Origin of the sequence: Clostridium caldaquaticum (assembly GCF_023806125.1) — a bacterium.
Classification (GTDB): domain Bacteria; phylum Bacillota; class Clostridia; order Clostridiales; family Clostridiaceae; genus Clostridium_AT; species Clostridium_AT caldaquaticum.
Window position 1 is genome coordinate 66,593 of record NZ_JAMSKT010000002.1, and the last position, 25,535, is coordinate 92,127.

Consider the following 25,535-nt stretch of genomic DNA (forward strand, 5'->3'; position numbering starts at 1 on the left):
AATCATGGTTCAGTAATATCAACAGGATTATTTAAATTATCATTAAAATAATCTATATATATTTTTTTATCTTTGTCTAAAGTTGCATAATAAATGTCTTTAATATCTTTTACACCCATCATTTTTAATTGGCTAGTTAGCCATTTTACAGAAATATTTCTTTTCTTTAAATTTTCATAAATAATATTTCCAGTAACAATAATTTCCGTATTAAGCTCTTCCTGGGTTGTCTTTAAATTTATATCTTCTACCTTTACATTTTCCTTTTGAGCTATTTTCATTATACTAAGTTCTCCAGTTGTTTCTAAAATGCCGTATTTAACATCCTGAATATTAAATACATCCTTTTGTCTTAACAAATGAGTTAAATCATCGACGGTATAGTTAAATCTTGTTAAATTTTTTTCAAGAATATGACCATCTTGAATAACAAGTATAGGTTCTCCCTGAATTATTTTAGACAAATTTCTGCTTTTTTTTGATAGGTATGTCATCAAAAAAGTTAAAGCTCCAAATAAAAACAGCCCTATTATATGTCCCCAGGTAGACTGACCTAAGTCAGTAGCTACAGTAGCAGCAATAGAACCAAAGGTAATACCGTTTATGTATTCGTGTACAGTAAGCTGGGCTACCTGCTGACGTCCAAGTATCCTTGTAATAAACAGTATTGCAAAGAAAGCTATTAATGTTTGTAAAAATATATCAATCAAGTCATTCATTTCAAATACCCCTTTGTATAAAAATTTTTTCCTATGTAACAATAATAGCATTGGGCAGATTTTTCGAAATTATTCAAGTTAAGTCAAAAATGAATTTTAATAGTCAGTTTGTAAGTGGGAACAAATAAGGAGGATATTATCATGAAACTAGAAATTAAGGCAATATTAACTCTAGTATTTATAATTTTTGTATTTATTAGTTTATATTTTCTTCATAAGAAAAAAAAGATATAGGGAATATATTCCAGTTATATTTTTGGATAAGTGCGAAAAAATAAAACCAGCTGTTATTTAGGGAGTTGATATAAATGACAATAGCTTCAAATGTAAAACAGACATTAGCTAGTTTAAAAGGAATTGAAAGTACATTAAAAATTTATTCGGTTCAAAGTCGAAATAAAGAAGAAAAAAAAGTTTATAAAGAAGAATTACAAACAGTAGAGGCAGTTATTAGTGATATAGAAAACAGATTAAAAACTTTAGAGTTTGAGGAACCTCAATATAAAGGGAATTAGGAGGTGGCCTACAAAATGCAGAATTTCGTTGTGGTGCTTTTAAGGACTATAATTTTGTTTTTTTTAACATTATTTATAGTAAGAATTATCGGCAAAAATAGTTTATCAAAAATGACACCTTTTAAATTCATAAGTTATATTGTTATTGCTGTTATTGCATCGGTAATATCATTAGGACTGATACCGAATATTGCATTTGGATTTATTGCGTTAGCGGTTTGGTTTTTCTTTTCTATAGCTTTAGATTACATAGCTATGAAAAGCAAGTGGGTTCATGATTTTATAAATGGAAAAGAAACTGTATTAATAAAAGATGGAAAAGTTATGGAGGAAAGTCTAAAGCAAGTTAAGTTTACAGGTGAAGAACTGTTAAGAGAATTAAGAACAAAAAATGCTTTTAATCTAGCAGATGTTGAATTTGCAGTTATGGAAGCTACAGGAGAGGTAAATGTTTTATTAAAGTCAGATAAAAAACCTATTACTGCTCACGACATGAAAATAAAAGTTGCACCAGCAACTGAGCCGCAAACTGTAATATTAGATGGAAATATTTTAGATGAACCATTATCAACAATAGGGTTAAATAGAGAATGGTTAAAAATTCAATTATCAAATGCAGGAGTATCGCTTGATAATGTATTTATTGGTCAGGTAGATTCATCGGGAGATTTGTTTCTTGATTTATTTGATGATTCAATACAAGTTGTACAGCCTCAGGTTAAGGAGCTTTTATATGCAACAATTTCAAAGGTACAGGCTGATTTGCTCAGCTTTTCATTAGAAACTAATGATTTACAAGTTAAACAAATGTATTCAGAAAATGCTGGTAAGATAAAAAAAGTCATGGATAGACTAGAACCATATTTATTGCGATAGAAGGTGATGAAACCATGTCTGATAAGAAAAAGAAAAAACTAACTCCTATTCAGCAGGAATATCAGGACTTTGCAAAGGATAGAGAGCCAAAGCGACCAGTTTTTAAAAATTGCATAAGAGCTTTTTTAGTTGGAGGTCTTATATGTTTAATAGGCCAAGTTTTGCAGTGGTTTTTTATAAAATATTTTGGTTTTGATGAAAAAACTGCTGGTAGTCCTACCTCTGCTGTTTTAATAATAATTTCTGTTCTGCTTACTGGATTTGGGGTGTACGATCACATTGCACAATGGGCTGGTGCAGGTACTGCTGTTCCTGTTACTGGATTTGCAAATACTATAGCTTCTGCATCAATAGAACATAAAACAGAAGGATATGTTCTTGGTGTTGGAGGAAATATGTTTAAACTTTCAGGTTCAGTAATTGCATTTGGAGTATTTTCTGCTTTTATTGTTGCAATAGTTAAATTAACTATTAAATGGTTAGGTGGGATGTAAATGCTTAAAGGTCATCAAACATGGGTTTTTCAATCAAAGCCCGTAATAATAGCATCGGCAGCTGTAGGAGGTCCTTTTGAGGCTAATGGAGCATTAGCAGAGGATTTTGATTATCTACATTCAGATGTATGGCTTGGTCAAGATAGTTTTGAAAAGGCAGAAAAAAAGCTGCTGGAACAAGCTTGTGAGACAGCAATTAATAAAGCAAAAATGAAAAAAGAAGATGTACAATTTTTTATAAGCGGAGATTTAATGAATCAGATTATATCTAGTAGTTTTGCAGCACGCACACTAGGTATGCCTTTTTTGGGTATATTTGGAGCATGCTCCAGTTCTATGGAAGGACTTGCATTAGCATCTTTACTAGTTGACAGTAAGTCGGCAAGATACGTAGTAGCAGGAGCTTCCAGCCATAATGTAGCAGCTGAAAAACAATTTAGGTATCCTACAGAATATGGAGCGCAAAAGCCGCCTACTGCTCAATGGACAGTAACAGGAGCCGGTGCTGCTCTAGTAGCTCATAACGGGAAAGGTCCAAAGGTAACTTCTGCCACAATTGGAAGAGTTGTTGATATGGGTCTTTCAGATCCATATAATATGGGGGCTGCCATGGCACCTGCAGCAGTAGATACTATAGAAGCACATTTTAGAGATTTAAAAATAGATCCATCTTACTATGATTTAATTGCAACAGGGGATTTGGGAAGAGTTGGTCACACAATTGCAGGCGACTTATTGGATAAAGAAGGATTGAAAATTCCTAAAGAAATATTTACTGATTGCGGACTTTTAATATACAAGAAAGACCAGCCAGTAATGGCTGGAGGCAGCGGATGCGGCTGTTCTGCCACTGTTACATATGGACATTTACTTAAACGTATGAATAAAGGCGAACTTAAAAGAATATTGGTTGTTGCAACAGGAGCATTGTTATCTCCATTATCTTATCAGCAAAAGGAAAGCATTCCATGTATTGCACATGCAGTATCCATTGAGATTTAAGAAAGGAGAGTTAAAAATTGGCGATTTTTATTTGGGCATTTGTAATTGGTGGAATTATCTGTGTTATTGGGCAGATAATGATGGATGTCTTTAAACTTACGCCTGCTCATACAATGAGTACATTGGTTGTAGTTGGTGCTATATTAGGGGGGGTAGGTTTATATGACCCATTAGTTAAATTTGCAGGTGCAGGTGCATCTGTACCTATAAGCAGTTTTGGTAATTCATTAGTAAAAGGAGCCTTAATGGAAGCTGAACAAACAGGTGTTGTAGGAGTGCTTACAGGTATATTCGAAATAACAAGTGCAGGTATTTCCGCAGCAATAATTTTTGGATTTTTAGCATCAATAGTGTTCAGACCCAAAGGCTAGTACATAAAAATACGTGAAAGGAGGTGATAACTATGACAGTAGGAACACAGATGCAGCAGGCAATAGCTGGAGTTCAATCAGCATCAGCTACAATGAAAAGCTTTGCGTTACAAACACAAGATAAGGCAGCTAAAAAAGATTTTCAACAATTAGCAAAAACATTTGATGATGCATTACAAATTTTAGAAGGAAGACTGAAATACATTGAACAGCAAGAACCACAATACAAAGAGCAATAGTTATAAAAACAACGAAATTATATAATAAAATTTAAGGTAAGAATTTATATAACATTTATTCTTATCATAATAAAAGAGGAGAAAATTCAATCTCCTCTTTTATTGTTCAATTTTATCAGAATAATTTAATAAATTATTGGTAAAAATACTCAAGTGTAGTGTTATTTAATATTTGGAGGTAATTATGAAGGTAGGAATTCCTAAGGGACTTTTATATTATAAATACTATCCCTTTTTTCATATTTTTTTTACTGAGCTTGGAGCTGAAGTTGTTACATCTTCAGATACAACTAAAGAAATATTAGATGAAGGTGTTAAATGTTGTGTTGATGAAGCTTGTTTGCCTATTAAAATATTCCATGGACATGTTTCTTTATTGAAAGATAAATGTGACATTATGGTAATACCTAGAATAATGCAGATTAGAAAAAGAGAATATATTTGTCCGAAATTTTGTGGACTTCCAGAAATGATATTAAATAGTATATCTGATATGCCAAAGGTAATAACAGCACCTATTTATGCAACTTCACATAATAAATTAAACAGTTGGGCTAAGGAAGCAGGTAAGGAAATTACAAAAGATAAGTGGGTAATACAGAAGGCTTTTGATACTGCACTTAGAGAACAGCTCAGATTTGTAACTGGAATAAAAAATGAGAACTATAATATAAATGTTGCATTAGCAGGTCATCCATATAATATTTATGATAGTTTTATCAATATGAATATAGTTAAGAAGCTTAATAAGCTAGGGGTTGGAGTTATAACTGAGGAATATGTTGATGATGAATCAATAGAAGATGAAGTTAAAACACTTTATAAAAAACCATTTTGGACCTTTGCTAGAAATGCTTATGGTTTTGCTACACATTCAGTTAATAAAAAAATGATTAATGGTATTATTTATATTTCATCTTTTGCCTGTGGTATTGATTCTGTAATAGTTGAATTAATAAAGGATAAAATAGGGGATTTTCCATTTATGATACTTAAAGTTGATGAACATACAGGTGAAGCAGGTCTTGATACAAGAGTAGAAGCATTTGTAGATATGCTTGAAAGGAGGGTTTATATTGAAAATAACATTTCCACACATGGGTAATGTATATTTAGCAGCAAAGGCTCTATTTGATGGACTAGGAATAGATTATGTTATACCTCCATCAAATAGTAAATTATCACTTGAGATTGGTTCATTATACTCACCGGAAGAAATATGTCTGCCTTTTAAAATAATGATAGGTAATTATATTCAAGCAATTGAGCAGGGGGCAGACACAATAATACTTACAGGGAGCTGTGGTCCTTGCAGATTTGGTGAATACTGTGAAATGCAAATGAATTTATTGAAAAAACTAGGGCATAAATTAGATTTTATTGTAATTGATGCACCTTTAGATATAGGAATTAAAGAATTATTTAAAAGAATAAACAAAATATCTTTAAACAGCTCTAAGTCTAAATATGAGCAAATAAAAGTTTTGTTCGATTCTATAAAAATTATGAATCTGATAGATGAAATAGAAGCAGCAGCACATTATCTTGCCGGCTATGAAAAGTCAAAAGGTCAGTTTAAAAAAATTTTAAGCTGCTTAAGGAGAGATGTTTTAAATTCCAGTAGTCCTAAAGAGATGATTAGACTGCTGTTAGATTATAAAAATAAAATAAAAAATATAACAATAGATTCAAATAGAAATCCAATTAAAATCGCAATAATAGGTGAAATATATACTATAATTGAACCATTTTCTAATTTATATATAGAAGATAAGCTCATGGATTATGGAGTTTCAACTAAAAGAAGACTTACACCTAGCTGGTGGGTGAAAAATACTGCATTAATTCCAACAAAACTAAATTCACTTGACATTAAAAGAGGGTCTAAAGAATATCTTTCATTTGGCATCGGCGGTCATGCAAGAGAATGTGTAGGAGAGGCAGTGTTGGCATATAATGAAGGTTTTGATGGAGCTATTCAAATATTTCCTATGGGTTGTATGCCTGAAATTGTTTCAAAAGCAATTCTGCCAAAAATATCAAAGGACAAGGATTTTCCAATAATGTCTCTTGTTGTAGATGAAATGACTGGAGAAGCAGGTTATGTTACTAGAATAGAAGCATTTATAGACTTACTTGAAAGGAGAAGAAATAATGTATTATCTAGGTGTTGATGTAGGTTCAGTTAGTACTGATCTTGTTCTATTAGACAGCAAAATGAATGTAGTTGAAAAATTATATTTAAGAACAAAAGGTAGACCTATAAAAGCAATACAAGAAGGTTTTAAAATTTTAAAAAGCAAATATGATGGAGTAAAAATAGGTGCTGCTGGTACTACAGGAAGCGGCAGACATATAGCATCAACTCTGATTGGCGGTGATGCAGTGAAAAATGAGATAACGGCTCATGCAGTTGCTGCTCTTGAAATTGACAAAGATGTTAGAACTATTATTGAAATTGGAGGGCAGGATTCTAAAATTATAGTTCTAAATAATGGAGTTGTTACGGATTTTGCAATGAATACAGTATGTGCAGCTGGTACAGGATCTTTTCTTGACAGGCAGGCAGAAAGGCTTGATATTCCAATTGAACAATTTGGTGATTATGCTTTAAAGTCTAATACTCCTGTTAGAATTGCTGGACGATGTGCAGTTTTTGCTGAATCTGATATGATACATAAGCAGCAGCTTGGATATAATGAAGCAGACATCATTAGAGGACTTTGTGATGCTCTAGTTAGAAATTATCTTAATAATATTGGTAAGGGCAAGGAGATTGTGCCTAAGGTCTTCTTCCAAGGTGGAGTTGCTGCAAATAAGGGTATGAAGGCAGCTTTTGAAAATGCTTTGGGGTTTGAAGTTGTAGTCCCGGAGCATTACAATATGATGGGAGCTATAGGTGCTGCAATTATTGCAAGAACTGCAGCAGAAAGGGCAGGAAAAACAAATTTCAAAGGATTGAGCCTTGCTGATAGTAATTTTGTTTCTAAAAGTTTTGAATGTGAAGATTGTCCAAACAAGTGTGAGGTTGTAAAGATTCATGAAAATGAAAATGCAATTGGATGCTTTGGTGATAGATGCGGTAAATGGAGCAGTAAAATTGCTATTTAATGAGGTTTATTTTGTCGAATTAAATTATTGAAAAAGGACAAAAAATGTCATATTTTTTGAAGGATTTTATAAAAAGTTATAGAATTATTAAATATAAGTAATGAAAACTGAGGAGGTGAGAAGGGTGCTGCTTAATACAGAAGTAAGCATTGCCTTAAAAAATCTCTATGGACAATATGAAATAAAGGAATTTTCATTGTTTGAATTAGATAAAGTAAGTAGTAGCTTTCCTGAACTTGATATAAAATTTAATAGAAACAAAGAAGTAAATTTTAAATTAAAATGTCCACTGTGTGGAGAATACCATTATTATAGTTATAATATAAATGAGTTTATAAAAAGAGATATGTTTATAGGCGGTTGCGAAGTATTAGGAATGCCTTTATTTTTTATTGGTAATGGGCATAAGGTTCATCAAAGGATAAATAAATTTAATCAGTTTAACAAAAGAGTTTATGCTATGATATAGGAGTGGAGATGATTTTCACTCTTTTTTCATGTTTTTTAATTATAAATAGTATTTTTCTAGAAATTATATGGATTAAAAATATAAAATAGTATATAATTTATAAATATAACCTTTCAGTTAATCTCCCTATAAAATTCCCTAAGATTTTATATACAAATGAATATTTGGAGGTGCATTGTTTGCCAAACAAGGATTTTGAAAATATGACTCTGGTTGAGCTTAGAGAAGTAGCAAAGGAACTAGGAGTAAAAAATATATCTAAGTTTAAAAAAGCTGAATTAATTGAAGAAATAAGAAAGATATCTCCAGCTTCTATAGAGAAAGATGGTATTGTTTTAAGAGAAAAGATTACTCCCAAAAAAGAAGTTGAAGTAGTTAATGAGGAGTCTGTTTCTAATATACAAAAGGAAGAAGTAAAGCCTATAAGTTCTTTTATAGAAACAAAGATTGAAGTTCAGGAAGAAAGACCATCTATCGAGGAAAAAAGAGAACGGCTTAAAGAAATGATTAGCGAATCTGATACAGCTAAAGGTGTATTGGAAGTTATAGAAAACAATTTTGGTTTTTTAAGAGGAGAAAATTACTTATCAGGTCCAAGTGATATTTATGTTTCGCCATCTCAAATAAGAAGGTTCAATTTAAGAACTGGGGACATGGTTGAAGGAAAGGTTAGAATACCTAAAGAAGGCGAGAAGTTTAAAGCATTATTATATGTGCAGTCTATAAATGGTGAAAATCCAGAAAGAGCAGTTGGAAGAAAGCGTTTTGAGACACTAACACCAATTTATCCAGATGAAAGATTAAAACTTGAAACAAGTTCTTTAGATTTATCTTCTAGGCTTATGGACATAATCTCACCTATAGGAAAAGGTCAAAGAGGAATCATAGTGGCACCGCCTAAGGCAGGTAAAACAACCCTTCTTAAAAAAGTTGCAAATAGCATAGCAAAAAATCATCCAGAGGTTAAGCTAATAGTGCTGTTAATAGATGAAAGGCCTGAAGAAGTTACTGATATGCAGCGTTCTATCCAAGGAGAAGTTATATATTCCACTTTTGACGAGGAACCAGAGCATCATGCAAAAGTTTCGGAAATGGTGCTTGAAAGAGCTAAAAGGATGGTTGAACAGGGGCAGGATGTAGTTATACTTTTAGACAGCCTGACAAGACTTTCAAGAGCTTATAATTTAACAATAACCCCTACAGGAAGAACACTTTCTGGAGGACTTGATCCAGGAGCACTAATAAACCCTAAAAAATTCTTTGGAGCTGCAAGAAACATAGAAGAAGGTGGAAGTCTTACTATTCTTGCTACTGCACTTATAGAAACAGGAAGCAGAATGGACGACATGGTTTTTGAAGAATTCAAGGGAACAGGAAATATGGAAGTGCATTTAGATAGAAAGCTTCAGGAAAGAAGAATATTCCCAGCTATTGATATTTACAAATCAGGTACCAGAAGAGAAGATTTACTTTTAACTCAAAAAGAGCAGGAGGTTGCCTTTAATATCAGAAAGATTATGTATAGGGAAAATAACGCTGATGCAGTGACAGAAAAGCTTATTGCACTTATGTCAAAGACTAAAAGCAACGAAGAATTTCTTGAAATGTTTACAAAGCTTGATGTTTTAAATAAGGATAATGTAAAAGAAAAATGGGAAAGATAATATCTTTCCCATTGACTTTTTTATTCTTCTGTCATGTTGAACTTCTTTCTGAACTTTTCAACTCTTCCGCCAACATCAACTATCTTTTGACGGCCAGTGAAGAATGGGTGGCATTTAGAGCATATTTCTACTTTTAGTTCTTTTTTAACAGAACCAGTTGTAAAAGTATTTCCACATGCACACTTAACCACTGCATCGTGGTTGTAATTTGGATGTATGCCTTCTCTCATTTTTTTCACCTCTTTCGATTCTGAATATGTATCCATATTCTCAACTAGATAATTATAACATAAGCTTTTGTTTTAAGTCAATATATAAGAAAATTGGAGTTTTATAGGATAAATATTTTTCTTTAATATATTCTTTATGTTTGATAAAATATATTTATGCATTTTATTTAAAAGGAGCAGAATAAATGAGTAAATTATATTTTAGATATGGTGCTATGAATTGTGGAAAATCAACAAACCTTCTTCAAGTTGCACATAATTACGAAGAAAGAGGCATGAAGGTAATTATAATTAAACCAAGGACGGATACAAAGGGTGGGAATAAAGTTGTATCGAGACTTGGAGTAACTAGGAAAGCAGATCTTATAATAAATGATGATGAGAATATATACAAGGAAGTAGAAAAATGGATTGATATAAATGGGAAAATAGATTGTATTCTTGTTGATGAAGTGCAATTTTTTAAGAGCAAACATATAGATGAACTTTTTGAAATTGCTGTTTTGATGGATATTCCTGTAATATGCTACGGACTTCGGACAGACTTTCAGATGAAGGGTTTTGAGGGGAGTTCCAGATTACTTCTTTTAGCTCACAGCATTGAAGAACTTAAAAATATATGTAAATGTGGCAAAAAGGCTCTTTTAAATGGAAGAATGGTTAATGGCAAGTTTGTATTTGAAGGAAAACAAATAGCTATTGATAAGGAAGATAATATAGAGTATCAAGCTCTTTGTCCTAAATGTTATTTAAAGTTTAAAAAAGAATATGAAAAAAATATTATGTCATAGTAAAATAATTAATTGAGAGGTAAGTATATGAATAAGAAAGTTAATGTTGGGGGACAGGCCGTAATTGAAGGGGTAATGATGAGAGGAAATTGCGGTATTGCTACTGCTATTAGAACTTCAAATGGAGAAATAGTTATAGATAAAAAAGAATTTATTCCCTATACAAAAAAATATAAAATTTTAGGTTTGCCTGTTATTAGAGGTTTTGTTTCTCTTATGGAATCTTTGGTAGTGGGAATAAAAACGCTGAATTATTCTGCTGAATTTTTTGATGATGGTGAGGAAAGTTCAAAGTTTGACAAGTGGTTTGAAGAAAAGTTTAAAGATAAAAGCAATGATGTAATAGCAGGAATATCGCTTTTAGTGTCGCTAGCTTTTACGATACTGCTGTTTTTTTTACTACCTACTTTCGCAGCTAATTTTTTCAAGAAAGCTTTACAGGTAAACGCTGTATTGCTTAATATAATTGAGGGTATAATAAGAGTCAGCATATTTTTGCTTTACATTTATTTCGTAAGCAAAATGGAAGATATAAAAAGAGTTTTTCAGTATCATGGAGCGGAGCATAAGACTATATTTTGTTACGAAAATGATGTTGAACTTACTGCTGAAAATGCAAAGAAGTTTGGAAGACTTCACCCTAGATGTGGAACGAATTTTATATTTTTGGTTATGATTATAAGTATTATTCTTTTTTCTCTTACAGGTTGGAATTCATTGCTGGAGAGAATTTTATACAGGATTATACTGCTTCCCGTAGTTTCAGGTATTACTTACGAAATGATAAAATGGATGGGAAAAAGTAATAGTAAATTATCTAAGTTTCTATCTTATCCAGGGCTTATGCTTCAAAAGCTTACTACAAAGGAACCAGATTTAAGTCAATTAGAGGTGGCAATTGCTGCATTAAAAGCTGCGGAAGGAATAGAGGATAAAGAAGAAAAAATGGAGGAAGAAGTTGAAGGTACAGGAGCTGTTATCTAAAGGTTATGAAATTTTAAAAATAAATAATATAGAAAGCTACATGCTTGATTGCCAGCTGATTTTAGGGCATGTTTTAAACTTAGATAGAATGTCTATAATTATTAATAAAGATATGGAGATTCATGAAGATAAGGTTAAAGAATATTTTGGGTTAATTGAGAAAAGAAAAAATAAAATGCCTTTAAAATATATACTGAAAAAGTGTGAGTTTATGGGAATAGACTTTTTTGTAAAAGAAGGTGTTTTAATACCTAGGCCTGATACAGAAATTTTAGTAGAAGAGGCTTTGAAGGAAATAAGGTCTAAAAAATTTTCTAGAATTTGCGATGTGTGCTGTGGTAGTGGTGCAATAGGACTTTCAATTGCTAAAATCTTAAATTATGTAAATGTGGATTGTGTAGATATTTCTGACGAAGCCTTAAGTGTTACTTTACAAAATATTAAATTTCTATCCTTAGAAGATAGAGTGCGTTTTATAAAGAGTGATTTGCTAGCGTATGCTTTGGAAGAAAATTTAAGTTATGATATTATAGTATCAAATCCTCCATATATAAAAACAGAGGTAATACCTACTTTGATGGAGGATGTAAAAGATTATGAGCCTTATATCGCACTATGGGGCGGAGAGGATGGTCTGGATTTTTACAGAAAAATTACAGAGCAGAGCATAAAGGTTTTGAAAGCTGGAGGTGTGCTGGCTTATGAAATAGGATATGACCAAGGAGAAGAGGTTAAGGCTATACTTTTGGAGTATGGGTATACTGATATAAGAGTTGTAAAAGATTTAGCAGGATTGGATAGAACAGTTTTAGGTTATAAAAAATAAAAAAATCTTCGCAATTATTATTTCCTATGTTATAATAGTTAATTGTGAAAATAAAATATGGAGTGATTATATAATGTTAGATCGTCTTAATTTTATAGAAAATAAATATGAAGAGCTTTCAAGAAAAATAAGTGACCCTTCAGTAATGGCAGACCAAAAGGAATGGCAAAGACTCTGCAAGGAACATGCAGATTTAGAGATAATTGTAAACAAATATAGAGAATACAGAAAAACAGTTGAAGATATTGAAGCCAATAAGGAAATGTTAAATGAAGATATTGAAAAAGAATTAAAGGAAATGGCTCAGGAAGAAATAAAAGAACTTACTGAGAAGGCTGAAGAATTAAAAAAAGAACTTAGAATACTTCTTCTTCCAAAGGATCCAAATGATGATAAGAACGTATTTATAGAAATAAGGGGAGGAGCTGGCGGAGAGGAAGCAGCTTTATTTGCAGCTAATCTATTTAGAATGTATACAAGATATGCAGAACGCCACAGATGGAGAGTAGAGCTTATGAGTTTAAATGAAACTGACATCGGAGGCGTAAAAGAAGTTGTTTTTATGGTTCGTGGGCAAGGGGCTTACAGTAAGCTGAAATATGAAAGTGGAGTGCATAGAGTTCAAAGAGTACCTGACACTGAATCAAGCGGAAGAATTCATACTTCAACGGCTACAGTAGCTGTGCTTCCGGAAGTTGATGAAGTTGAAGTAAACATAAATCCAAATGATTTACGAATAGACGTTTTCCGTTCATCAGGACATGGTGGACAGAGCGTTAATACTACAGATTCTGCTGTAAGAATAACGCATATTCCAACAGGTATAGTAGTTTCCTGTCAGGACGAAAAATCACAGCTTAAAAATAAAGAAAAAGCTATGAAAGTATTAGCTTCAAGGCTTTATGAAATTGCTGAAGCTGAAAGGAATGCTGGTATAGCTGAGGAAAGAAAAAGTCAGGTGGGTACAGGAGATAGAAGCGAAAGAATCAGAACCTATAACTATCCTCAAGGAAGAGTTTCTGACCATAGAATAGGACTTACACTATACAAGCTGGATGCCTTTATGGATGGAGATATTGATGAAATGATAGATGCTCTCATTACTGAAGATCAAGCTAAAAAGATGGAGGCAATGGGAAATAACCAGTAATTCATAAATATTTCGAGGTGCGATTATATGAATATTGATAAAGCTATAAGAAAGCAAGATAAGTCTCATAAAAGGTTTCTGCTTTTCTTGAGCTTTATTTTTTTTGTACTCCCCTTAGCTTTAGTTATTTCAGGAAGGTTCGATATTTTCTTTTTAGTATATTTATTCTTAATTGAGTCTTTAGTATTAATTGCTGTGTTAGTTACTATAAACAGTAATTACTTAAGTTATAATATGGAAAAGTATAAATTAAAGATTAAATTAAGAAGGTTTGGAGATGAGATTAGCATAGCCTGTGATAAAGTTATTTTTGTTCATGTAGAGGGAGAAGGATCTGATATAAATATAATTTTAATAACTAGTTCAAAGTTTAGAAGCAAGAATATAAGAGTAATAGATGAAAGTTTAATGAAGAAGTATCCATATTTAGCTCATCAATATTATAGAATAAAAAAACATTATCCAGAGAATAATTATTTTTATATTACAATTAACAAAGGAGGTTTTCATAAATATAGGCTTTTGGATTTAATATATAGAAACTGTCTTCTTGCACAATATAGTGAGGAAGCAATTAATAAAATAAAGGAATATAGGAATTGATAAATTATTCGTTATTAGTTCTTCACTCTTAATTTTGAAAATAAAATGTATAGTGATAGGTAGTTTTAAAAATATCTAGTAAAAATTATAGATATTTTATTAGTGAACTTATAAAATAGGAGTGATGAATTAGTGGACAAGGCCAACTTAATTTTAATTGTACTTTTAGGAAGTACTGTATCTTTAATGGGAACTATGATAGGAGCTTCTTTAGGAGTAGTTATTAAGAAACCTTCAGACAGATTGCTCGGAGCAATAATAGGTTTTGCAGGGGGGCTTATGCTTTCCATAGTAGTTTTTGATTTAATTCCTAGTGCCATGGAAAACTGGAATTTTATAGGAACTTTATTGTTTTGTCTCATTGGAATAATAACAATAATAATAATTGATACTAAAATTAATATAAGTCACAGTAGCTTTAGTGAAAACAAACACATAAAGGTTGCTTTTATGGCAGCACTAGGTCTTATGCTTCATAATCTTCCAGAAGGTGTTATTATGGGGTGTGGTTTTCTTGCAGGAGAAAGTCTTGGGCTAAAGATGAGTTTAATTATAGCTATACATGATATCCCAGAAGGCATAGCAGTTTCTGCACCTCTTATGGTTTCTAATGTTAAGATATCCAAAATATTGCTTTATGCTTTCCTGACTGCATTTCCTACGGCTGTAGGTACATGGATAGGAGCTTATATAGGCAGTATTTCCCAAAATGTGCTTGGAGCTTGTCTTGCTTTTGCTTCAGGGATAATGATGTATGTGGTTTGTGGTGAGATGCTTCCAGAATCCAATAAGCTTTGGGATGGTATAACAAGCAGTATTGGTATATTGACTGGAATTATGCTTGGACTTATAATGACAAAGGTACTTTAATTAATTTATAAATACCAAAGGGGTATGTAAGATGAATACAAAAGTTGTTATGGTAGATATTAACAATATAGATAAGGATAGGATAGAAGAAGCAGGAAAAATTTTAAGAGAAGGAGGACTTGTAGCTTTTCCAACAGAAACAGTTTATGGTCTTGGAGCTAATGCTTTAGATGCAGAAGCTGTAAAAAAAATATTTGTTGCAAAAGGAAGACCTCAGGACAATCCTCTTATAGTTCATGTAGCAGATTTCGATATAAAGCCTTTAGTTAAAGATGTACCAGAAATAGCTCATAAACTTATGGAAAAGTTTTGGCCAGGACCATTAACGATAATACTTAATAAATCTGCTATAGTTCCAGAGATAACAAGTGCAAACCTTCCAAGTGTAGGTATTAGAATGCCTTCCAATATAATAGCAAGGGAGCTTATAAAGGCTGCAGGCGTACCTGTGGCGGCGCCTTCAGCAAATATATCTGGAAGACCAAGCCCTACAGAAGCTCAAAGGTGTATTGAAGATTTAGAAGGCAGAGTAGACTTAATACTTGGTGGAGGAAGTTGTCAGGTAGGGCTCGAATCTACTATAGTTGATTGTACTGTTTATCCCCCTTGTGTATTAAGACCAGGTGGAATTACTTTAGAAATGCTTAGAGAAATAGAGCCTTCTATATACGTAGACCCTGCTATCATGCTAAAGCCAGAGGAGAATTTAAAGCCTAAAGCTCCTGGTATGAAATACAGGCACTATGCTCCAAAAGCTCCGCTTAAAATTATTGAGGGAGATTTGAAAAAAACTATTGCAAAAATCAATGAAATAGTGCAAAATAATATAGATGAAAATAAGAAAGTTGGAATACTAGCTACAGATGAAAGTGTAGATAAGTATTCTAATGCTTTAGTCATATCTCTTGGAAGTAGACATAATATGAGAGAGATAGGGAAAAATCTTTTTGAAGCCTTAAGAAGTTTTGATGATGCTAAAGTAGATATAATATTATCAGAGTCCTTTGAAGAAAATGAGTTTGGTGCCGCTGTCATGAACAGACTAAGAAAATCCGCTGGATTTGACATTATTAAGGTATAATGATTGGAGGTTAAGTGTATGAAGATATTGTTTGTTTGTACAGGAAATACGTGCAGAAGCTGTATGGCTGAAGCTATATTCAATAAACTTTGTACACTTGATAATGTAGCAGCTATTTCCGCAGGGCTTGCAGTTGTAAAAAATAGTAAAACCTCTGTAAATTCAGCTGTTTTAGTTAAGGAAAATTTGGATACTGATATATCTGCAAGGGAAGCTGTACAGCTTACAGAGGATATGTTAAATAATTCTGATTTGGTATTAACAATGACTTCATATATGAAAGATATGCTTTTAAGTCAATTTTCACACATGAAAAATAAAATATACTCTTTAAATGAATATGTCGGCATAAAAGGGGACGTTTTAGACCCTTATGGCGGCGATAAAGCTGTTTATACTAAAACCTTTAATTCATTAAAAAACAGTATAGTATTATTAATTGATAAATTAAAAGAAGGTAAAGGTACTCATTAGTACTATTATCTTCTTTTTTTGTAATAAAAAATTTCAAATTATCAAACAATATTTAGGTTATCCTATAAATATTGAAGGCAAGGAGGAATTAAATTGAAAATTGCAGTAGGAAGCGATCATGCTGGATTCTACTTAAAAAATGAAATTATTAAGCACTTAGAGGATAAAGGATATGAGTTGAAGGATTTTGGTGCATTCACTGAAGCTTCCTGTGACTATCCTGATTATGCTGTAAAAGTTGCAGAAGAGGTTGCAGCTAAGAATTATGATTATGGTATTTTAATATGTGGTACAGGAATTGGAATCAGCATTGCAGCAAATAAAGTTCCAGGAATCAGAGCAGCTTTATGTAATGATACATTCAGTGCTCACGCTTCAAGAGAGCATAATGATGCAAATATATTAGCAATGGGAGCCAGAGTAATAGGCGGAGGTCTTGCACTTGATATAGTTGATACCTTTTTAAGTGCTAGTTTCATGGGAGATAAGCACTTGAGAAGAATAAATAAAATTAGTGATATTGAAAGTAAATATAAGAAATAGGGGGAAATAGATATGAGTAAAGTGACACAAATAGCACATCCATTAATTTTACACAAATTAGCTTTTATAAGAGATAAAAATACTGGTTCTAAGGATTTTAGAGAACTTGTTGAAGAAGTAGCTATGTTAATGGCTTATGAAGTTACTAGAGATTTAGAATTAGAAGAGGTAGAAATAGAAACTCCTATTTGTAAAACAAAATGTAAAATGCTTGCTGGCAAAAAGATGGCTATTGTTCCAATATTGAGAGCTGGGCTTGGTATGGTAGATGGAATGTTAAGACTTATACCTGCAGCTAAGGTTGGACATATAGGTTTATACAGAGATGAAGTAACTTTAAAACCAGTTGAATACTTTTGTAAGCTTCCTCAGGATATTGGAGAAAGAGATGTAATAGTAACAGACCCAATGCTTGCAACAGGTGGATCAGCTGTAGATGCTATTACACTTCTTAAGAACAAAGGTGCTAAATATATAAGGCTTATGTGTTTAATAGCTGCTCCGGAAGGCATTAAAGCAGTTATGGATGCACATCCAGATGTTGATATATATATTGCTTCTGTAGATGAAAAATTAAATGAACATGGATACATAGTACCAGGCTTAGGTGATGCAGGAGACAGACTTTTTGGAACTAAATAACTTATGAAAGGATATAAGCACTGAGTCTTATATCCTTTTTATATATTTCATAAATTAAATATTAATAGTATAATATATATTTGATTACAGGATTATAGTAATATCAGGAGGATTAAAATGCAGAAGATTAAAGTTATAACTATATTTGGTACAAGACCTGAGGCTATAAAGATGGCTCCCCTTATAAAAGAATTAGAAAAAAGGGAAGAAATAGATTCTTTAGTCTGTGTTACAGCTCAGCACAGACAAATGCTTGATCAGGTTTTAGATTTATTTAATATAACTCCTAACTTTGATTTGAATATAATGCAAGCAAAGCAAAGCTTAACAGCTATTACTACAAGAGTATTAGAAGGACTGGAAGAAATATTTGAAGCAGAGAAACCTGATTTGATACTTGTGCACGGTGATACTACTACAACCTTTGCAGGTGCTTTAGCAGCTTTTTATAAGCAGATTAAAGTAGGGCATGTGGAAGCAGGACTTAGAACTTTTGATAAGTATTTTCCATTTCCGGAAGAGATGAATAGAAAATTGACTGGTGCTATTACAGATTTTCATTTTGCACCTACTGTTGGTTCTAAAAATAATCTTTTAAAAGAAGGTCTAGATAAAAATAATATATTTGTAACAGGAAATACTGTAATTGATGCAATGGATTATACAGTTGAAGAAAATTATAAATTTATAACTGAAGTTTTAAATACAATAGATTATAAAAATAAAAAGGTAATTATGGTTACTGCTCATAGGCGAGAAAATTGGGGAGATGGTATAGAAAACATATGTAAGGCTTTAAAGTATCTAGTAGAGACAAATAAAGACGTTGAACTAGTTTATCTTGTGCATTTGAATCCTGTTGTAAAAGATACAGTTTATAAATATTTAGATGGATTGGATAGAGTACATCTGCTTCCACCTCTAGATACTAAAGAGACTCATAATCTTATGAATAGATGTTTTATGGTTATGACAGATTCAGGAGGACTTCAGGAAGAAGCTCCACATTTGGGAAAACCAGTACTAGTTTTGAGAGATGTAACAGAAAGACCAGAAGCAGTTGAAGCTGGAACTGTAAAGCTTATTGGAACTAATAAGGAAAATATTATTAAAACTGCTGAAGTATTAATAAGAAATATAGATGAATACGAAAAGATGACAAAAGCAATAAATCCTTATGGTGATGGCAAGGCTTCTAAAAGGATAGTTGATGCTATACTTTATAGTTTTGGATATAAAAAACAGAGAGCTGAAGAATTTATTGGAAGCAATGAATAATACTAGTATAGATTTACACTTAAGTTTTTAATTTTTAATAATTAAAGACTTAGGTGTTTTTTATTTTATTGCATTTTTTTCACACTTTTCAGGAAATTTTATATATTAATAATATATTTAAAGAATAAAACAAATTGCAATTGTCAATAATCAAAAGAGAAACATAGGGGGCATAACAATTGATAATTGTTATGTGCTTATAAGGAATACGGAGGGCATAACAATTAATAATTGTTATGTGCTTATAAGGAATACGGAGGGGAAAATGATAAAAAAAATATTTATACTGTCAATAATTTTAATAATGGGGCTTGGATACTTTAACACCACTTTTTCATTTGCAAAAAAAAATGTAGATTTATTTGATGAAATTATAAAAATTACAGAAGCTACACCGATTGAATATGGTGTAAGGACTTGTATTGAGACTAAGAAAGATAGTGAAACATATTCTTTAGAGATTTTAAGAAAGTTAAATATAGAATTATCTAGTACAAATATTATAAAAGATAACAATATTTATTGTGTAGAATTTAATAATAGCGAACTTAATGGCTATGTAGAAAGTATAAGTTATAAAAATTATAATGTTGTAACAATTAATATAGTAAAAAAAGATAGTAAAAATGGACTTTCTCAGCTTAAAGCTTTATTTGAAAAAGCACTAGAGGAAGAGGATAAAGAAATTAAATATTTTCAATATTTAAAAGCAGCAATTCCAAGTAATAACATATCCAGAACTAATGAAGAAATTGCAGAACTTCTCAAAAGAGAAAATGCTTTAAATATTGATACTATTGAACTTGAAAATGGTTATAGTACAGTTGCTTACACAAAAAGATATCCTATTATGAAAAACAATGGGAAATATATGGATTTTAACTATGCGGTATGCAGTTATAGTTCTGGTAATTATATTATAATCGGAACACCAATAATTATCACAACATATTAGTGAGAATGAAATGGGGGATATTAATGGAAAAAATAGTGGTAAAAGGCGGGAATAAATTAAGTGGTTCCGTAAATATCAGTGCAGCAAAAAATTCTGTACTTCCAATAATTGCAGCAAGTATATTAAGTGGAGGTAAATGCGTAATAAAAAATGCTCCTATGCTTGAAGACGTATTTGTTATAAATGAAGTTTTAAAAACTGTGTCTGCTGATATAAATATAGATAAGGAAAATAACAGGATAATTATTGATACTTCTAAATTAAGCTATGGAGAACCTTCAGGAGAGCTGGTTAGAAAAATGAGAGCTTCTTTTTTAGTTATGGGGCCAATGATAGCGAGATTTGGGAGATTTAAAATATCACTTCCTGGAGGTTGTAACATAGGAACACGTCCAATAGACTTACACCTTAAAGGATTTACAGCTCTTGGTGCTGATGTCAGCATAGGTCATGGATATGTAGAGGCTTCTACCAGAAAATTAATAGGAAATAAAATATATTTAGATTTTCCATCAGTTGGAGCTACAGAAAATATCATGATGGCAGCGGTATTGGCGGAGGGAGAAACAATTATAGAAAATGCTGCAGCTGAGCCTGAAATAGAGGATTTGGCAAGATTTTTAAATGCTATGGGAGCTGAAATAACAGGGGCAGGTACGGATACTATAAAGATTACAGGAGTAAAAAACTTAAAAGGAACTACGCATAAACCAATTTATGATAGAATAGAGGCGGGAACTTTTATGGTTGCTGCAGCTATTACAAAAAGTAAAATAAGAATTTGTGGAGTTAATGAGGAACATTTAAAACCTATTATTGCAAAACTTACAGAAATGGGAGTCTCCTTAGAAATTGAGGGAGATTCTATCATTGTTGATGGTAGCAGAGAATTGAGGCCTGTAGATATAAAAACTATGCCATATCCAGGTTTTCCCACTGATATGCAGGCACAGATGATGAGTTTATTATGTACGGTAAAGGGTACAGGAGTAATAACAGAGACAATATTTGAAAACAGGTTTATGCATGCTCAAGAGCTGAAAAGAATGGGAGCCAATATAAAGATTGATGGCAGAACTGCAGTTATTGAGGGAGTAGAAAGATTATCAGGCTCCGAAGTTAAAGCTACGGATTTAAGAGCTGGAGCAGCATTAATACTAGCAGGACTTTCTGCCGAAGGTATTACAGAAATTGGGGATTTATACCACATTGACAGAGGATATGTAAATATAGAAAATAAATTTAAAGGTTTAGGTGCAGATATCGAGAGAATAAACTATTAGTATTATTTTGAGAGCTGGTATAAATCAGCTCTTTTTTATTTAGAAAGTGTAATAATTAATATATTCCCCTAATAGACTTATAGTAAGTAAATTTTGCTAATGAAAAACTTAACTAAAGAGGGGGGAGTGTTATGCAGAGAATTTTTGTTATAGTACCGTTAAAAAGAATATTTTTATTTATATTTATAGCTATAACATTTATTATAGCTCTTTCTATTTTTATGGTAGGTATAGGTAATAAGACGGGAGAAATAAAACAGTATAACTTGAATAATAATGATATATTAGTGAAAGATATTAAAAAAATACCAAAAGTAAAGGTATATATGGAAAAGGAAGATAAAATAGTAGAAATGGATTTAGAAGAATATGTAAGAGGTGTTGTAAGTGCTGAAATGCCAGCAGAATTCAATATTGAAGCCTTAAAAGCTCAGGCGGTAGCAGCAAGAACTTATGTATTATCTCGAATGAAGGAGTTAGGAGGGAGCGGATGTTCTATAGGAAAAGGAGCAGATGTTTGTGATACCGTACATTGTCAAGCTTATTTAAGCAAAGAGGAAAGATTTAATTCTTGGGCTCAGAAGTCTGCAGCTGAATATTGGGGTAAGATAACAGAGGCAGTAAATGAAACAGCTGGACAAGTCTTAACCTATGACGGAAAACTTGTTACAAGTCCTTTATATTTTGCTATAAGTAGTGGAAAGACGGAAAATGCAGCCGAAGTGTTTTCAGGAAACACTCCATACTTAAGAAGTGTAGATAGTTCTTGGGATAAAACTGTGAAAAATTATCAAGCTATAACTTCTTTTACATATACTAATCTTGCAAATTTAATAAATGATAAATACCCTGAATCTAAAGTTTCTTCAAAGAAACTGAAAAGTCAAATTAGTATAGTTGAAAGAACCTCAGGCGGAGGGAGTGTTAAAAAGATTAAAATTGGTAACATTACAATAACTGGTATGGAATTCAGGCAAATGCTTAATTTAAGATCATCAAATTTTCAAATAGAATTCGGATTAAATGCAGTTAAAATTACATGCTTAGGATATGGTCATGGTGTAGGTATGAGTCAATGGGGAGCTGCAGCTATGGCTAAGAATGGAAGTAAATATGATGAGATTTTAACTCATTATTATCAGGGTGTAAAGATTGAAAAAATAGATAATATAAAATAAAAAAATAAGACATATCTAAGGATATGTCTTATTTTTTTTTTACAAAATTAGTCAAAGTTATGTCAAAATATGAGGAAAAATGTAGTAAATATTTTTAATAAAATATGTATTATTTGCTAAGCTCTGGACAAACTACAAAAAGGAGGTGTTTGTATGGATAAAAAATTTTTCAGCAAAACGTCAAACTTTTTTAGAAAGGAAGGCTTCTACGTAATACTCTTTGTTTGCTTATGTGTAGTGGCTACAGTAGCAGCAGTGACCTCAAGGTCAGCTAAATCACCTGTTAAGCCGCCAGAAGTTCAAGAGGAAGCAAAAGTAGATACAAAAGGATCAGCAGTAGCAGTACAGCAGCCTACAGAAGAAATTAATAATGCTCTTCAAGTAAAGGATAGTACTAAATCAACAACCAATACTGCAAGTAAAACAACTACTAGTTCTACTTCAAATAGTAAAACTGCTGCTGTATCTAAATCTGTAGATACTAATTTTGCTAAACCTGTTGAAGGAACGTTAGCGAGAGCTTACTCTGAAGATCCAGTATGGTCTGATAGTACTGAAACTTATAGACCTAACTTTGGTATCGACATAAAAGCTGATTTAGGCAAAGAAGTAGTAGCAGTTTTAGATGGCAAGGTAGTAGAAGTTGGCGAAAATGAAGATGGCTATGGCAAGCAAGTAGTTATAGATCATCAAAATGGTTTGAAGACTGTATATGCTAACTTAGACTCAAATATTCCAGTTACTGTAGGTAAGACTGTTAAAAAAGGAACAGTAATAGGTAAAATTGGAAATACAAGTTTAAGAACTTCACACGAAACGTATGGCAGTCACTTACACTTTGAAGTATTCAAAGGTAATGAACAAGTTGATCCAGCAAAATATGTAAAATACAGTACAAAATAGCTGGAGATAAACTACTCAATTTTAAATGCAGAAAAGTTTATTTTCTGCAAATAATATAAATTCCTAATGCTTTTACTTAGCCATTTTCCGAAATATTTATCGGAAAATGGCTAATGAAAGTAATTTAAAAAATTATAAATGCATATTTATAATATAGAAGGGTTAAGGAGGTAGCACTTTGAAAGACTACATTGAAGAAAGAGTTCTTGAAGTTGCAAACTACATTATTAATTCAAAAGCTACAATTAGAAAAACAGCTAAAGTATTTGGAGTAAGTAAAAGCACAATACACAAAGATATGACAGAGAGATTACCTAAAATTAATCCTCAAGTTGCAGATGAGGCTAAAAATATTCTAGATATTAATAAAGCCGAAAGACATATTAGAGGTGGAAAAGCTACTAAAATGAAATATAAAGCTATTGAAGGTTAAAAGCATTCCTATTATAATATAAATTATAGTATTTTTGTCAATTTAGATTTCAAGTAACGTATAGCTTGTTTCTTAATAAATACAAATGAGATGGAGTGGAGATGGGAATGTTTTTTAGCATAGGAACTGATATGGGGATAGATTTAGGTACAGCTACAGTGCTAGTGTACCTAAAGGGAAAGGGTGTTATTCTCAAGGAACCTTCTGTGGTTGCTATTGATAAAAGCAGCAATAGAGTAAAAGCTGTTGGCGAAGAAGCAAGGCAGATGATAGGAAGAACTCCTGGTAATATAGTGGCAATTAGACCACTTCGAGATGGAGTAATATCAGATTATGATATTACAGAAACAATGTTAAAGCATTTTATAAGAAAAGCCTGTGGCCGCAGAAAGATATCTGCTCCAAGAGTTGTGGTATGTATTCCATGTCAAGCCACAGAAGTGGAAAAAAGAGCTGTCAGAGATGCGGCAATTAACGCAGGCGCAAAAAAAGTTTATTTGATTGAAGAACCTTTAGCTGCAGCTATAGGTGCAAATCTTGATATAACCGAAGCAAGTGGAAGTATGGTTATAGATATCGGTGGAGGTACTACTGATATAGCAGTAATTTCTTTAGGTGGGATAGTTGTAAGATCTTCTATAAAGATAGCAGGAGACAAATTCGACGAGGCAATTATAAGATATATTAGAAAAAAACATAAGCTAATGATTGGTGAAAGAACTGCAGAAGATTTAAAAATAAATATTGGAACAGCATATAAGAGGGATAAAGAAGTTGCTATGGAAATAAGAGGAAGAGATTTAGTATCAGGTCTTCCCAAAAATATAACTGTATCCTCAGAAGAAATGAGAGAAGCATTAAAAGAAACTGTATATGCTATTGCAGAATGTACTCATTCAGTGCTTGAGAAGACCCCCCCTGAGCTAGCAGCTGATATTGCTGAAAAAGGCATACTTATGACAGGTGGTGGATCTTTGTTAAATGGATTAGATAAGCTTATAGGTGAGGCAACTAAGGTGCCTGTATATATAGCTGATAATTCCATTTCCTGTGTTGCGGAAGGTACAGGTAAGGTTTTAGAATACATCGATAAAATAGATGTAAGTTATAATGGATATGATGTTTGTTTAATTGACAGATAATTATTATTTGTTTTTATAATAAGTAGGCTCTACAATCATTGAGCCTACTTATTTTGTTTTTTCAATTTTTGAGTAAAGGTGATATGCATGTATGATAGCATGAGTTATTACTTTAGATAACTGCATGATTAAATCTAATCTTATGTTTCTATTAGTAAATAGTTCACTACTGTCGCTTGAATCTACAATACCTATAATTGATATCTTTCCTACATCGGGAAGAGATTTTCCAACACCTTTTCCAGGATGGATAGGGGAGTCTCTTGCTTGAATTTCTCCAATGGAATCGTTATCTCCTAAACAGGCATCTATACCTATAATATTACCCCTAGGATATAAAGTTTTGATTTCATTAAGCCTTTTATCTATATTTAAGGCATGAATTGGTTCTGAAATTGTTCCAAATACAGGAAAAGGGAAAAAACTTTCCTTAAGAAAAGTACCTACTAATGGTCCTAAACAATCGCCTATACATCTATCTGTACCAATACATACTATAACAGTATTTTCGTCCATATAGTCTTTCAAAAAATTTGCAATTTCATAGTAGGCTAATGGATTCTTATAGTGTGTTTTTATTTTACTCAAGAAACAACCCCCTTGTCGTACTTAATCTGCATTTTATATTTAACAATAACTTTGAATAGACTCTTTAATAATATATATGTGGGAAAACAGCATATTATTAGAAAAAAGTGAATAAAGAACA

31 protein-coding genes are annotated in these 25,535 nt (G+C 32.0%); 28 read left to right on the plus strand and 3 right to left on the minus strand.

From position 1 onward, the window contains the following. Positions 1–2: 2 nt before the first annotated feature. On the minus strand, positions 3–719 hold the full coding sequence (locus M2651_RS01605) for a YetF domain-containing protein (protein ID WP_252130582.1): 717 nt from the start codon (positions 717–719) through the stop codon (positions 3–5). Between the two features lie 308 nt (positions 720–1,027). On the opposite strand from M2651_RS01605, the gene M2651_RS01610 reads away from it, so the two are divergent. The 11 genes from M2651_RS01610 (at position 1,028) to rho (ending at position 9,460) form a co-directional block, all read left to right on the plus strand. Further along, positions 1,028–1,234, plus strand: coding sequence for a DUF1657 domain-containing protein (locus M2651_RS01610; RefSeq protein WP_252130583.1), 207 nt, complete (start codon positions 1,028–1,030; stop codon positions 1,232–1,234). A gap of 15 nt (positions 1,235–1,249) precedes the next feature. Next, on the plus strand, positions 1,250–2,110 hold the full coding sequence (locus M2651_RS01615; RefSeq protein ID WP_252130584.1) for a DUF421 domain-containing protein: 861 nt from the start codon (positions 1,250–1,252) through the stop codon (positions 2,108–2,110). 14 nt (positions 2,111–2,124) lie between these two features. Further along, positions 2,125–2,604, plus strand: coding sequence for a stage V sporulation protein AC (gene spoVAC / locus M2651_RS01620; RefSeq protein ID WP_252130585.1), 480 nt, complete (start codon positions 2,125–2,127; stop codon positions 2,602–2,604). Further along, positions 2,605–3,606 carry a stage V sporulation protein AD gene (gene spoVAD, locus M2651_RS01625; RefSeq protein ID WP_252130586.1) on the plus strand — a complete coding sequence of 334 codons (1,002 nt, stop codon included), beginning with the start codon at positions 2,605–2,607 and terminating at the stop codon, positions 3,604–3,606. 17 nt (positions 3,607–3,623) lie between these two features. After that, positions 3,624–3,977, plus strand: a complete 354-nt coding sequence (gene spoVAE, locus M2651_RS01630; RefSeq protein WP_252130587.1) for a stage V sporulation protein AE — start codon at positions 3,624–3,626, stop codon at positions 3,975–3,977. Between the two features lie 32 nt (positions 3,978–4,009). Beyond that, positions 4,010–4,216 (plus strand): DUF1657 domain-containing protein, encoded by a 207-nt coding sequence (locus M2651_RS01635; protein ID WP_252130588.1) that lies wholly within the window; start codon positions 4,010–4,012, stop codon positions 4,214–4,216. Positions 4,217–4,400: 184 nt separating this feature from the next. Next, positions 4,401–5,321, plus strand: coding sequence for an acyl-CoA dehydratase activase-related protein (locus M2651_RS01640; protein WP_252130589.1), 921 nt, complete (start codon positions 4,401–4,403; stop codon positions 5,319–5,321). Beyond that, on the plus strand, positions 5,293–6,390 hold the full coding sequence (locus tag M2651_RS01645) for a 2-hydroxyglutaryl-CoA dehydratase (protein ID WP_252130590.1): 1,098 nt from the start codon (positions 5,293–5,295) through the stop codon (positions 6,388–6,390). The genes M2651_RS01640 and M2651_RS01645 overlap by 29 nt, the downstream gene beginning before the upstream one ends. Then, positions 6,371–7,327 carry an acyl-CoA dehydratase activase gene (locus tag M2651_RS01650; protein WP_252130591.1) on the plus strand — a complete coding sequence of 319 codons (957 nt, stop codon included), beginning with the start codon at positions 6,371–6,373 and terminating at the stop codon, positions 7,325–7,327. Before M2651_RS01645 ends, M2651_RS01650 begins: the two co-directional genes overlap by 20 nt. Positions 7,328–7,451: 124 nt before the next feature. Further along, a complete protein-coding gene (locus M2651_RS01655) occupies positions 7,452–7,796 on the plus strand; it encodes a hypothetical protein (RefSeq protein WP_252130592.1) in 345 nt (114 codons plus the stop codon). Between the two features lie 179 nt (positions 7,797–7,975). After that, complete coding sequence (rho, locus tag M2651_RS01660) at positions 7,976–9,460, plus strand: transcription termination factor Rho (protein WP_252130593.1); 1,485 nt, start codon at positions 7,976–7,978, stop codon at positions 9,458–9,460. 20 nt (positions 9,461–9,480) lie between these two features. Here rho and rpmE read toward each other — a convergent pair whose 3' ends face one another. Further along, entirely contained in the window at positions 9,481–9,690 is a 210-nt protein-coding gene (rpmE, locus tag M2651_RS01665; RefSeq protein WP_252130594.1) for a 50S ribosomal protein L31, read from the minus strand. Between the two features lie 185 nt (positions 9,691–9,875). On the opposite strand from rpmE, the gene M2651_RS01670 reads away from it, so the two are divergent. The 17 genes from M2651_RS01670 to M2651_RS01750 all read left to right on the plus strand — a co-directional run bounded on the left by M2651_RS01670 (position 9,876) and on the right by M2651_RS01750 (position 24,826). Further along, positions 9,876–10,481, plus strand: coding sequence for a thymidine kinase (locus M2651_RS01670; RefSeq protein ID WP_252130595.1), 606 nt, complete (start codon positions 9,876–9,878; stop codon positions 10,479–10,481). Positions 10,482–10,508: 27 nt separating this feature from the next. Continuing rightward, complete coding sequence (locus M2651_RS01675) at positions 10,509–11,465, plus strand: DUF1385 domain-containing protein (protein WP_252130596.1); 957 nt, start codon at positions 10,509–10,511, stop codon at positions 11,463–11,465. Next, the gene (prmC, locus tag M2651_RS01680; protein WP_252130597.1) at positions 11,440–12,291 is read left to right on the plus strand and encodes a peptide chain release factor N(5)-glutamine methyltransferase; all 852 of its coding nucleotides are present in this window, start codon (positions 11,440–11,442) and stop codon (positions 12,289–12,291) included. The genes M2651_RS01675 and prmC overlap by 26 nt, the downstream gene beginning before the upstream one ends. A gap of 70 nt (positions 12,292–12,361) precedes the next feature. Further along, complete coding sequence (gene prfA / locus M2651_RS01685) at positions 12,362–13,441, plus strand: peptide chain release factor 1 (RefSeq protein ID WP_252130728.1); 1,080 nt, start codon at positions 12,362–12,364, stop codon at positions 13,439–13,441. A gap of 27 nt (positions 13,442–13,468) precedes the next feature. Continuing rightward, the gene (locus M2651_RS01690; RefSeq protein ID WP_252130598.1) at positions 13,469–14,044 is read left to right on the plus strand and encodes a hypothetical protein; all 576 of its coding nucleotides are present in this window, start codon (positions 13,469–13,471) and stop codon (positions 14,042–14,044) included. Between the two features lie 186 nt (positions 14,045–14,230). Next, a complete protein-coding gene (locus M2651_RS01695) occupies positions 14,231–14,914 on the plus strand; it encodes a ZIP family metal transporter (protein WP_252130729.1) in 684 nt (227 codons plus the stop codon). Between the two features lie 31 nt (positions 14,915–14,945). Continuing rightward, positions 14,946–15,995, plus strand: a complete 1,050-nt coding sequence (locus tag M2651_RS01700) for an L-threonylcarbamoyladenylate synthase (RefSeq protein ID WP_252130599.1) — start codon at positions 14,946–14,948, stop codon at positions 15,993–15,995. A gap of 18 nt (positions 15,996–16,013) precedes the next feature. Next, the gene (locus tag M2651_RS01705; protein WP_252130600.1) at positions 16,014–16,469 is read left to right on the plus strand and encodes a low molecular weight protein arginine phosphatase; all 456 of its coding nucleotides are present in this window, start codon (positions 16,014–16,016) and stop codon (positions 16,467–16,469) included. 93 nt (positions 16,470–16,562) lie between these two features. Further along, the gene (gene rpiB, locus M2651_RS01710) at positions 16,563–17,012 is read left to right on the plus strand and encodes a ribose 5-phosphate isomerase B (protein ID WP_252130601.1); all 450 of its coding nucleotides are present in this window, start codon (positions 16,563–16,565) and stop codon (positions 17,010–17,012) included. Between the two features lie 12 nt (positions 17,013–17,024). Continuing rightward, positions 17,025–17,654 (plus strand): uracil phosphoribosyltransferase, encoded by a 630-nt coding sequence (upp, locus tag M2651_RS01715; RefSeq protein ID WP_252130602.1) that lies wholly within the window; start codon positions 17,025–17,027, stop codon positions 17,652–17,654. A 117-nt stretch (positions 17,655–17,771) separates the two neighbouring features. Then, a complete protein-coding gene (wecB, locus tag M2651_RS01720; RefSeq protein ID WP_252130603.1) occupies positions 17,772–18,932 on the plus strand; it encodes a non-hydrolyzing UDP-N-acetylglucosamine 2-epimerase in 1,161 nt (386 codons plus the stop codon). Positions 18,933–19,197: 265 nt separating this feature from the next. Next, on the plus strand, positions 19,198–19,887 hold the full coding sequence (locus M2651_RS01725) for a YwmB family TATA-box binding protein (RefSeq protein ID WP_252130604.1): 690 nt from the start codon (positions 19,198–19,200) through the stop codon (positions 19,885–19,887). Between the two features lie 23 nt (positions 19,888–19,910). Then, positions 19,911–21,170 carry a UDP-N-acetylglucosamine 1-carboxyvinyltransferase gene (murA, locus tag M2651_RS01730; RefSeq protein WP_252130605.1) on the plus strand — a complete coding sequence of 420 codons (1,260 nt, stop codon included), beginning with the start codon at positions 19,911–19,913 and terminating at the stop codon, positions 21,168–21,170. A gap of 131 nt (positions 21,171–21,301) precedes the next feature. Beyond that, complete coding sequence (gene spoIID / locus M2651_RS01735; RefSeq protein ID WP_252130606.1) at positions 21,302–22,348, plus strand: stage II sporulation protein D; 1,047 nt, start codon at positions 21,302–21,304, stop codon at positions 22,346–22,348. A 153-nt stretch (positions 22,349–22,501) separates the two neighbouring features. After that, complete coding sequence (locus M2651_RS01740) at positions 22,502–23,251, plus strand: M23 family metallopeptidase (RefSeq protein ID WP_252130607.1); 750 nt, start codon at positions 22,502–22,504, stop codon at positions 23,249–23,251. 178 nt (positions 23,252–23,429) lie between these two features. Next, complete coding sequence (gene spoIIID / locus M2651_RS01745; protein ID WP_252130608.1) at positions 23,430–23,684, plus strand: sporulation transcriptional regulator SpoIIID; 255 nt, start codon at positions 23,430–23,432, stop codon at positions 23,682–23,684. Positions 23,685–23,791: 107 nt separating this feature from the next. Continuing rightward, positions 23,792–24,826 carry a rod shape-determining protein gene (locus M2651_RS01750; RefSeq protein WP_252130730.1) on the plus strand — a complete coding sequence of 345 codons (1,035 nt, stop codon included), beginning with the start codon at positions 23,792–23,794 and terminating at the stop codon, positions 24,824–24,826. Positions 24,827–24,874: 48 nt separating this feature from the next. Here M2651_RS01750 and yyaC read toward each other — a convergent pair whose 3' ends face one another. After that, entirely contained in the window at positions 24,875–25,414 is a 540-nt protein-coding gene (gene yyaC, locus M2651_RS01755) for a spore protease YyaC (RefSeq protein ID WP_252130609.1), read from the minus strand. Positions 25,415–25,535: the final 121 nt, after the last annotated feature.